This window comes from Dasania sp. GY-MA-18, from assembly GCF_024734385.1.
Taxonomy (GTDB): Bacteria; Pseudomonadota; Gammaproteobacteria; order Pseudomonadales; family Dasaniaceae; genus Dasania; species Dasania phycosphaerae.
The window spans coordinates 64,735-72,311 of the sequence record NZ_JANHAP010000015.1 but is presented as its reverse complement, the minus strand read 5'-3'; the positions used below and the strand labels follow the sequence as shown (position 1 = coordinate 72,311).

The 7,577-nt window shown below is 48.3% G+C and carries 6 protein-coding genes; all 6 read left to right on the top strand.

Annotated elements, in window-relative coordinates:
- On the top strand, positions 1 to 503 hold a 503-nt coding region (locus tag NO559_RS15650; RefSeq protein ID WP_258332819.1), incomplete at its 5' end, for a c-type cytochrome.
- Between the two features lie 55 nt (positions 504 to 558).
- Positions 559 to 909: a hypothetical protein gene (locus NO559_RS15645; protein WP_258332818.1), complete on the top strand. Its 351-nt coding sequence runs from the start codon at positions 559 to 561 to the stop codon at positions 907 to 909.
- A 94-nt stretch (positions 910 to 1,003) separates the two neighbouring features.
- Positions 1,004 to 2,371 (top strand): TolC family protein, encoded by a 1,368-nt coding sequence (locus NO559_RS15640; protein WP_258332817.1) that lies wholly within the window; start codon positions 1,004 to 1,006, stop codon positions 2,369 to 2,371.
- The gene (locus NO559_RS15635; protein WP_258332816.1) at positions 2,364 to 3,908 is read left to right on the top strand and encodes an efflux RND transporter periplasmic adaptor subunit; all 1,545 of its coding nucleotides are present in this window, start codon (positions 2,364 to 2,366) and stop codon (positions 3,906 to 3,908) included. Before NO559_RS15640 ends, NO559_RS15635 begins: the two co-directional genes overlap by 8 nt.
- Positions 3,901 to 7,107, top strand: a complete 3,207-nt coding sequence (locus tag NO559_RS15630; protein WP_258332815.1) for an efflux RND transporter permease subunit — start codon at positions 3,901 to 3,903, stop codon at positions 7,105 to 7,107. Before NO559_RS15635 ends, NO559_RS15630 begins: the two co-directional genes overlap by 8 nt.
- Positions 7,104 to 7,574, top strand: coding sequence for an ion channel (locus NO559_RS15625; protein WP_258332814.1), 471 nt, complete (start codon positions 7,104 to 7,106; stop codon positions 7,572 to 7,574). The genes NO559_RS15630 and NO559_RS15625 overlap by 4 nt, the downstream gene beginning before the upstream one ends.
- Positions 7,575 to 7,577: the final 3 nt, after the last annotated feature.

Here is a 7,577-nt window from a genome sequence, read left to right as displayed (position 1 = left end):
GGGATTTTGCCCAAGGTAGTAAGGCATGGTCCGAAAACTGTGCGCGTTGCCACAACATGCGTAGTCCCTCTGACCTTCGCGATGATCAGTGGGTTACAACTGTGTTCCATATGAGAGTGAGAGCAGGCCTTACTGGGCAGGAGACACGCGATATTCTGACCTTCTTACAAGGCTCAAATGCCAGAGTGGAAAATGTCGATTTGGGTCAAGTTGAGTCCACGACAACTGATTCAGTCAGTATCTCAGGAAAGCAGGTTTATGAAAGCAATTGCCTGGCCTGCCACGGTGCGAACGGCAAAGGCAGCATACCAGGCGTACCAGACTTTAATGCAAAAAATGGCCGTCTATCGAAAAGTGATAGTGAACTACTCAGCAATATCATCACCGGTATTCAAAGTCCGGGTAGCTCAATGCTAATGCCGCCGCGAGGTGGAAATAGTCAGCTCTCGGATACTGACCTGAATGCAGCATTGAAATATATCAAAGCATCATTTTCTGATTAGCATTGAGCGCGACTAGATACGTGCTTAATCAATTTTTCTCAAAGGAGTACTTAAGATGTTATACAAAATTATGAAGGTAACTTTTCTGGTGGTTTTTGTAGGGCTTTTAACCGCTTGTGCTGGCAGTCAGTTTTATCACGAAAACATTATGAGGGGGCAGGTGGTCGGCATCGATAATGACGAAGTCGTTGTCTGCATAGGCAGTGAGGATGGCGCTGAAACGGGGCAAGAACTCCAGGTATACCGTTATGTTTGGGAAGGCGCTGTTGAGGAAGGTGATGATGACTATCGAGTTGATTATGTTGGCACCTTACAGATCAAGTCCGTAGTTAATGACCATTTTGCACGGGCGATAAGCACGAAGGGCAATGTTAAGAAGCATGACATTGTAGAACTTAAAAAATGATGAAAAAGAAGCGAGACCACAGAGGCATGTTTTCATTCTCTACTCCCAAACAGTTTGTATCTGCTTGGGGGCTCGCGCTTGAGGATGAATCACTATGAAACGACATATTAGTTTCTATTCGAGGGTAGCGATCTGCCTGTTGACGCAATTCGCGCAAGTAACGATCCATAGGCGTTGGCTTTTCTTAAGTGCAATCGCTCTAGGTGCCGCGAATAGTACTGTATACGCCAGCGAATATGACAGTGCTCCAGTATTGACCGAGGGTTCTGCGGTTGAAGTCGCAATCCGGGACAACCCTAGCCTTGCCGAAATGCAAACACGCTATGAAGCGTTGGCGGAAGTTCCCTCACAGGTGGGCACGTTGCCGGACCCGATGGTTAGTGTCAACGCGATGAACTTTCCCACCGACACCTACGAAAGGGATCAGGAAGCGATGACACAGCTCCAAGTGGGGTTCAGTCAGGTTTTTCCTTTTCCAGGAAAGTTGAGTTTAAAGGAAGAGGCCGCCGAATACGATGCGCGGGCGGCGGGGCATTCTGTCGATGAGTTGCGTTTGCAGCTTATAAAGAATGTGAAGAGCAAATGGTGGCAGCTCTACTATATGGATCGTGCCCTAGAGACAGTGGACAGCAATCAAGCTTTGTTGCGTCAGTTTATTACCGTAGCTAAAACCAAATATGAGACCGGTAAGGGTTTACAACAGGATGTTTTGCTTTCACAGCTGGAACTCTCCCGATTGATGGATCAGGATATTCAGCTACAAGCCATACGGCGCAACCAGGCTATACAGCTCAATATCTTGATGGATAGACCTGCTAACGATCCTATAACGCTACCGGATAAGGTTTCCAAAATGATGCCAAATCTTGTTGATGAGAGCGAGCTTTACCAGAAAGCGGCGTCCGTGCGACCGCGCTTGAAACAAATGGAAACGCAGATTGATGCTGCGAAATCTCGTCTCGATCTGGCTAAGCGCGATTACTATCCTGATTTTAAACTAGGTGTGACCTACGGTGATCGAACCGGGGACAATCCGTTACCCCGAGGTGGAGCACGTTCAGATTTTGTTTCTGTCATGGTGGGCGTAAAAATCCCGCTCTACGCTGGCCGGAAACAATCCAAGGCAGTTTCGCAGAAAAGTTTGGAACTACAGAAAAATCGCTACGCACTGCTCGATGAAAAAGGCCTGGTGACGGCGGCAATTTCATCCGCCGTTACAGATTACCACCGGGCAAAGCAACAATATTCGCTCTTTGGTAGCGGCATTGTTCCGCAAGCTCAACAAACGGTTCAATCAATGTTGGCAGGCTACCAGGTCAGTGAAGTGGACTTCCTGAACTTGGTGCGAAGCCAAATGACACTTTTTAATTACGAACTGCAATATTGGAAGGCGTTAAGCGATGCAAAGCAAGCATTAGCCCGCCTAGAGGCCGCCGTTGGCGAGGAAACTGTTTATGAATAAATCTACCCTTTTAATCGCCGTACTGATGCTAGGTATTGGGATCGGCACTGGTTACTGGTTGTCCGGTAATAGCAGCTCGACAGTGGCAGTAACAGAGCAGGATAAAAAGCCTTTGTTTTACCGCGACCCGATGAACCCGAGCATTACATCGCCGGTACCAGCAAAAGACTCCATGGGTATGGATTACATACCTGTCTATGCGGATGAAGATAAGCCATCGGCCGAACGGAAAATCCTTTTCTATCGAAACCCCATGAATCCATCAGTGACTTCGCCTGTACCGGCTAAGGATTCGATGGGAATGGATTATGTGCCAGTTTACGCCGACAACGAAGTCAGTGAGGTTGCAGGTACAGTGAAGATCGACCCGGTGGTGGTTCAGAATATTGGTGTTCGTACCGCCATAGCCAAGCAAGAGTCAATCAGCCGAACCATTCGTGCTGTTGGTCGAGTGGATTTTGATGAAGAAACTATGGCGCGATTGCACCCCAAGGTTGAAGGATGGATCGAAGAAATCCGTGTTGATAAGACGGGGCAGAATGTGGCTAAGGACGATATTTTGCTAAGCATCTACTCGCCCAAGTTAGTTTCGACTCAGCAGGAATATTTATTGGCACTCAATAACCTGTCTGCTTTGAGCAAAAGCCAATTTGATGAAATCAGGCAAGGTGCAGAGGATCTGGTAAAGAGTTCTCGCGAACGCTTGGAGTTACTGGACGTGCCTGAGCATCAGATTCAAGAGCTAGAACAAACCCGAAAAATTAAGAAAAGTTTGCATATACATTCACCGGTAGCCGGTACGGTTATTCGTATTGGCTCCCGCCAAGGGCAATATGTTACGCCAAAAACCGAGTTGTACATGATGGTTGACCTTAGCCAGGTATGGGTTTACGCCGATGTCTATGAATACGAATTACCTTGGGTCAAGCTTGGCGATGAAGTCGAGATGACCTTGGCATCCGTGCCCGGTAAAACCTTTAAAGGCTCTCTGGACTATATCTACCCCTATGCGGAATCGAAAACACGGACCACGAAAGTACGTTTGGTGTTTGACAATCGTGAACTGTTACTACGCCCGGATATGTTTGCGGAGGTCAGCATTCAATCCGATACGCTGAATAACGCCGTCATCGTACCCGCTGAATCGGTTATTCGCTCCGGTAGCAGGACGCAAGTTTTTGTTGTCAGAGGCCCCGGTAAATTCGAACCGAGAACCGTTAAGTTGGGTATTGAGTCCAGTGGCCAGGTTGCTGTACTGGAAGGTGTCGCGGCGGGCGAGGAGGTCGTGACCTCCGCCCAGTTCCTGGTAGATTCCGAATCCAAGTTGCGGGAAGCGACGGCCAAAATGATGGACGCGCTAAACAACTCTAAAGGTATTTCTGAAGATGATTCGAGGAGCGTGGAAAGTCACAAGGGGATGGTTCACGGCAGTGAGGAGATGACTGATCACTCCCAGATGGAGATGGACGGTCACACCGATATGGAAATGAGTGAGCAGATAGATGGCTCAGGGCATGGAGTGCATGACCATGATTAATGCCATTATCAATGCCTCCTTGCGCGATCGTTTTATGGTGCTGATCGCGACTGTCATTATTGCGCTAGTCGGCTTGTTTGCTTATAAAAACGCCCCGCTAGATGCAATACCGGATTTATCGGATGTACAGGTCATCATCTTTACCAAATATCCCGGCCAGTCGCCACAAGTAGTAGAGGATCAGGTTACATACCCGCTAACCACGTCGATGTTGGCGGTACCTCGTACCAAAGTGGTTAGGGGATACTCCTTCTTTGGTCTTTCCTTCGTGTACATCATTTTTGAAGATGGCACCGATATGTACTGGGCACGTTCTCGGGTGCTGGAATCTATTAACTATGTCAGTGGCCGATTACCGCAAGGCATTACACCGACGTTAGGGCCAGATGCAACAGGTGTTGGTTGGGTCTACGAATATGCACTGGTGGATAAAACGGGTAAACATGACTTAGCCCAACTCCGCTCTTTGCAGGATTGGTATTTACGTTACCCGTTGCAGACCGTTGAGGGTGTTTCAGAGGTCGCCTCAGTGGGAGGCTACGTTAAACAATATCAGGTAGAAGTCGATCCCAATGCCTTGTTGCGTTACAACATCCCGCTGAACAAAATTAAGATGGCCATCAAAATGTCCAACAAGGATGTGGGTGGGCGTCTGGTTGAGATGGCGGAAACCGAATATATGGTTCGGGGCCTGGGTTACATACAGTCGATTGATGATCTCAACAGTATTCCAGTAGCTGTTGATGCGAACGGTACGCCCATACGCCTACAGGATGTGGCGCATGTTCAAATTGGCCCTGAGCTGCGTCGAGGTCTCGTAGATTTGAATGGCGAGGGCGAGGTTGCCGGTGGTGTGGTGATTATGCGATTCGGCGAAAATGCTCTGGCTACTATCCAAGCGGTGCGTGCTAAGTTAGAGGAATTGAAAGCCGGTTTACCAGACGGTGTAGAGATTGTCCCAGTCTATGATCGTGGTGACTTGATCGAGCGTGCAGTGAAAAGCCTGAACACCTCACTGATGCAGGAACTGATAATCGTCAGTTTAGTGGTTATCCTGTTTCTGCTACATGCGCGCTCAGCTTTCGTGGCGATCATTACTCTGCCATTGGGTATTTTGATGGCTTTTATCGTCATGCGCATCCAGGGGCTCAACGCCAATATTATGTCCTTGGGTGGTATCGCTATTACCATCGGCACCATGGTCGATGGGGCTATTGTGATGGTCGAGAATGCGCATAGCCGGTTAGCCGAAGCCAGTGGAAAAAAGGCAAGTGAAGGAAAAGGCAACGAACTGACACTGGATGAGCGCTGGAAGACGATTGGCGCGTCCTGCCATGAAGTCGGCCCAGCCCTGTTTTTCTCTCTGTTGGTCATTACAGTATCGTTTTTACCGATCTTTACTATGCAGGCCCAGGAAGGTCGGCTATTTAGCCCGCTGGCCTTTACTGCTACTTATGCCATGGCCGCTTCGGCAATTTTGGCCATTACCTTGGTACCAGTGATGATGGGCTATCTCCTACGAGGGAAAATCATTGCTGAACACAAGAATCCGATTAATCGGGCACTACATGCGTTGCATAAACCTGCATTGACGCTGGCGATGCGGTGGAGAAGCATTACTTTAATTGTGGCTGTAGGCTTGTTGGCAGTGACCTACTATCCCTATTCCAAGCTGGGTAGCGAGTTTATGCCACCGTTAGATGAGGGCGATATTTTGTATATGCCGACTACGTTCCCTGGTATCTCTATTACCAAAGCCAAGGAGTTGTTGCAGCAAACCGACAAAATATTATCGACATTCCCTGAAGTGCATCATGTGTTCGGCAAAGTAGGGCGCGCGGAATCTGCAACAGACTCGGCACCTTTGGCCATGATCGAAACCACGGTTCGATTAAAACCGAAAGAGGAATGGCCAGACCCCAAAAAATCAACCAAAGAATTGATGAATGAAATGGATAAGGCGATTCAATTTCCCGGATTGGCTAACGCTTGGACAATGCCGATCAAAACTCGAATCGATATGTTATCGACGGGTATTAAAACGCCTATTGGTATCAAAGTCTCCGGCCCCGATCTGAATGTCTTACAACAGGTGTCTCAGGATATTGAGCAAGCCATGAAAACACTACCGGAGACTACTTCGGCCTTTGGTGACAGGGCGGTTGGGGGCTATTACCTGGACTTTAACATTAATCGGGAAAGCGCAGCGCGCTACGGGCTAACTGTTGGAGCGGTTCAGGATATTATCCAAAGTGCCATTGGCGGTATGAATATTACCGAAACTGTCGAGGGGCTTGAGCGGTATCCGGTCAATCTACGCTACCCGCGTGAGTTGCGCGATGACTTGGAAACCCTCAAGCGTGTATTAATACCCACGCCTACGGGCACGCAAATTCCACTGGCGATGGTGGCGGATATCGACTATCAACGGGGTCCTCCGGTCATTAAAAGTGAAGATGCGCGTCCTAACGCCTGGATTTATCTCGATATTTCCACTTCGGATATTGGTGGCTATGTTGCCAAGGCTAAACAGGTGTTGAATGAACAAGTTACGGTTCCTGCGGGATACACTATTACCTGGTCCGGCCAGTTCGAATACATGGAACGTGCTGCTGAGCGCCTGAGCATTGTGGCTCCAGCAACGCTGCTCATTATTTTCCTACTCCTGTACTTCAATTTCCGAAACATCACCGAGCCATTAGTTGTGATGATGTCGATTCCGTTTGGTCTCGTAGGCGGAATCTGGCTTATCTATATCAATGATTACAATATGTCGGTGGCTGTTGCTGTGGGCTTTATTGCGTTGGCAGGGATGGCGGCAGAAATTGGTGTTCTGGTCTTAAGCTTTATTGATGTCGAGATCACCAAACGACGCGCCAAGTCGAGACAGTTGCTATCGCTAGAGGAAATAAAGGATGCGGTACTGTCTGCAACGTCAAAGCGGGTTCGACCTGTGGCGATGACGGCCATATCCACGATGGCTGGACTGATTCCTATCATGCTAAGTAGCGGCACTGGCTCCGATGTTACGCACCGTATTGCCGCGCCGATGTTAGGCGGGATGTTGACAGTCATGATACTGAATCTTTTGGTGCTGCCTGTGATTTATAGCCTCATTCTACAGTACCAAGAGAAGCACCGAGAGCTACCTGCGAATGCTGAATACCAGGTGTTAACTGAAAAAGGAGACACTGCATGATATTTGCGATTGTGTTGGCATTCAGTCTGGTTGCGGTCACTTTTACATTTCATTACCGAGTGCTGCTTTGGCTTGGTTTGAATACGCCAAAGATGAATTTGCCAACACAAACGCAGGTGTTAGTTATTGTCGTCGTACTTTTCCTAACACATATCGTTGAGATTGCTTTCTACGCAATAACTTACAGCTGGTCTGTATCCTCGCTTAAGTTGGGTATGTTTCAAGGGGCACCAGTGGGTGATGCAATGAGTTATTTATATTACTCAGGGGTTATTTACACAACACTGGGCTTGGGAGATATACAGCCCGAAGGGCACATTCGCTTTATAACCGCCATGGAAGCATTGAATGGTTTTCTTTTAATCACCTGGTCTGCGTCGTTTACGTTTCTTGCAATGGGTCGTTTATGGCCATGGGATGACTCGTGCACTGGTCGAATCGATGGGCAAACAAATAGCACCGATTAGTCG

What these genes read in the sequence shown, in the direction of transcription:
- NO559_RS15645 (WP_258332818.1), top strand. Translation starts at nt 559, where the DNA reads ATGTTATACAAAATTATGAAGGTAACTTTTCTGGTGGTTTTTGTAGGG.
- NO559_RS15625 (WP_258332814.1), top strand. Translation starts at nt 7,104, where the DNA reads ATGATATTTGCGATTGTGTTGGCATTCAGTCTGGTTGCGGTCACTTTT.
- NO559_RS15630 (WP_258332815.1), top strand. Translation starts at nt 3,901, where the DNA reads ATGATTAATGCCATTATCAATGCCTCCTTGCGCGATCGTTTTATGGTG.
- NO559_RS15640 (WP_258332817.1), top strand. Translation starts at nt 1,004, where the DNA reads ATGAAACGACATATTAGTTTCTATTCGAGGGTAGCGATCTGCCTGTTG.
- NO559_RS15635 (WP_258332816.1), top strand. Translation starts at nt 2,364, where the DNA reads ATGAATAAATCTACCCTTTTAATCGCCGTACTGATGCTAGGTATTGGG.